General features: G+C 54.5%; 3 protein-coding genes. 2 read left to right on the top strand and 1 reads right to left on the bottom strand.

Annotation, left to right across the window (positions count from 1 at the left end; genetic code table 11):
- A partial coding sequence (locus BSG20_RS35115; RefSeq protein WP_244551853.1) for a nitrogen fixation protein NifQ occupies positions 1-502 on the bottom strand: 502 nt, incomplete at its 3' end.
- 500 nt (positions 503-1,002) lie between these two features.
- Between BSG20_RS35115 and BSG20_RS35120 the strand changes: the two genes are divergently transcribed.
- Complete coding sequence (locus tag BSG20_RS35120) at positions 1,003-1,626, top strand: peroxiredoxin (protein ID WP_083540080.1); 624 nt, start codon at positions 1,003-1,005, stop codon at positions 1,624-1,626.
- A 267-nt stretch (positions 1,627-1,893) separates the two neighbouring features.
- A complete protein-coding gene (locus BSG20_RS35125) occupies positions 1,894-2,214 on the top strand; it encodes an iron-sulfur cluster assembly accessory protein (RefSeq protein ID WP_072382420.1) in 321 nt (106 codons plus the stop codon).
- The last annotated feature ends 193 nt before the right edge of the window (positions 2,215-2,407 follow it).

The raw sequence follows: 2,407 nt of genomic DNA on the forward strand, positions 1-2,407 counted from the left end.
CGTGGCGCAAGGCGCGCCGGGCGATGATCTTGGCGAAACAAGCGCTTGTTTGGTCGCCCGGTCGAGCATGCGCGAGCAGCAGATCGCGCAGAAGTGCCCCTTCCACACCCGGCTCGGCTTCGCGCACGTTTTCCAAGCCGAACGCCTGCATAACAGAGGCGGGAACACGGTGTTTAAGGATGTCTCGCAGTTCGGCACGGGAAAGGCCGGTTGCCTCGGTCGCAGTTGCCACGTCGGCCACAATCTCTTCCAACACGTGCAAGAGCACGCAGGAAAAGACGTACTGATCGAAGTCCATATCCAAGTCTATAGGCTGCTTCAGATCCGGCGCTTGCGGTGATTGTAGCGAACCAGATCGATCAGTCGGGAGGCTCACTCTCCTTTTCGACAAATTTCGGATCTGAGTGACACTTGACATGTTGCTTCCCTCCTTCGCTACGTCGCCACGAGATGATCTGCGGCGCGGCAACGTACTGCTCGAGGATAGTGTTTCAAAACTCATGCCAATCGCGCTTGCAGAGGCTGCTTGATCAAGCTTTTGCTATGTTTTCAAAAGGCTAGGAAAGCTCCTCGTTGCAGGCAGGGTGGACACCGAAGTGTCTAGGAATCGACAAAACGACAAGTTGCGGTCGATTCTGCGCCAAAAGTTGCGGGGCCGCGTTGCATTGATTGTGTCAAAGCTGAGCCTGCCGTCCAACCGGAGATGGGCATGACTTAAAATATAGGCAGCGCTTGCTCAAGCCGAAGGGAAAGGGGACTCAGTACGCGCCATGCCAGATCCTTGATCGTGCAGGGCAACGCAGTGCCGTTACGGACACGATGTCAAATGGCACGGCCCTTGCAACCCGTTGGAAGCCGCCCAACAGCCGAACAGAGCAGTTGACGCGACGCCGCTTACGGGTCCGACTATTGTGAGTTTTTTCGAGACCTCTGGGCAGCGAAATCTTGAGGACACTCTATAGCGGGCTCGAAAGCATCCAGAGCCGGAAAGGAGCAATGCTGATGACGATGAAGCAAAGGGTTCCGTTCGTTACTTTTCGCACACGTGTTCGCGATGAGACCGTGGACGGACCAAATCCGTACCGTTGGGAAAACAAGACGACGGAAGATTATTTTAGCGGTAGGCGCACGATTTTATTTTCGCTCCCGGGCGCCTTCACGCCGACATGTTCAACTTATCAATTGCCCGATTTTGATAAGCTCTACGAGGAATTTGAGAAGCACGAAATCGAGTCGGTCTACTGCCTCTCTGTCAACGACGCATTCGTGATGAATGCGTGGGGCAAGGCATCTGGACTGCAGAACGTCAAGCTAATTCCTGATGGTTCGGGCGAATTCACTCGCAAGATGGAAATGTTAGTCGCAAAGGACAATCTGGGCTTTGGCCTTCGCTCCTGGCGCTACGCTGCCGTGATCAACGATTGTTTTATAGAACAATGGTTCGTGGAGGAAGGCCTTTCGGACAATCGCGAATCCGATCCCTATGGGGTCTCGTCGCCACAGAACATTCTCGAAACGCTGATGTCTCTCGAGACTCCGCCCCTGACCAAAGGAGCAACGTCTGACCGCTCTGTGAGAGCAGATCCTAAATTTCGTTCCGCGACAAGCTCGTGCTCTAATTCTTAAGGTGTGGTTCTGCGTTGAGTTGGTGCGCTGAATGCGCCCCCTACCAAGCCTGGCGTACACACTCGTAACTGAACAAGCGCTAAAAAAGGAATGTCCCCTACGAGTTCACGCTATCCAAGCCGCACCTCGGCGTTGTTCGGTCTCGACGGTGTTGGAAATGCGACATCGCGGCCTGAGCTTAACGCTGCATTAAAGGCGTTTTTCGGTTGGCACGCTAAGTGCACCGTCGAATTGCGAACACATCTCGAAACCAGGAGAAACGATCCGATGATCACGCTCACCGAAATGGCAATCGCCGCAGTGAAGGGTGTCATATCCCAGGCTCCCGAGCCTGTGGCCGGCTTGCGCATCACGGTCCAAGTGGACGACTGCGCCGGCCTTAAATACCATGTGGGCTTGGAAGGCGAGTCCCGAGAGGGCGATGCTGTTATTGAGACGGGTGGGGTCAAGGTGTTCGTGGACGCAGGCTCTCAACCCCATATTGCAGGTTCGACTTTGGATTTCGTCACGGATCCGGGTTCCTTCGGCTTTATCTTCGATAATCCTAACGCGCCAGAGGAGTGCGCCTGCGGCAAGTCCTGTGGCTAATCATCCCTGCATGCGACGTCCGAGCGGGCTCGACGGCACGACTGTAAGCCTTACGTCACATCAGTAGTTGAGTGGTATCCAATGGAACCTATTTATCTCGATAGTAATGCATCAACACAAGTCGATGCCGAAGTTGTTCAGGCGGCATCGTAAACTTAACGGATGAAAGGCCAGCGAAAGACGCCATCCGCAG

Source organism: Rhizobium tibeticum (assembly GCF_900110205.1).
Taxonomy (GTDB): Bacteria; Pseudomonadota; Alphaproteobacteria; order Rhizobiales; family Rhizobiaceae; genus Rhizobium; species Rhizobium tibeticum.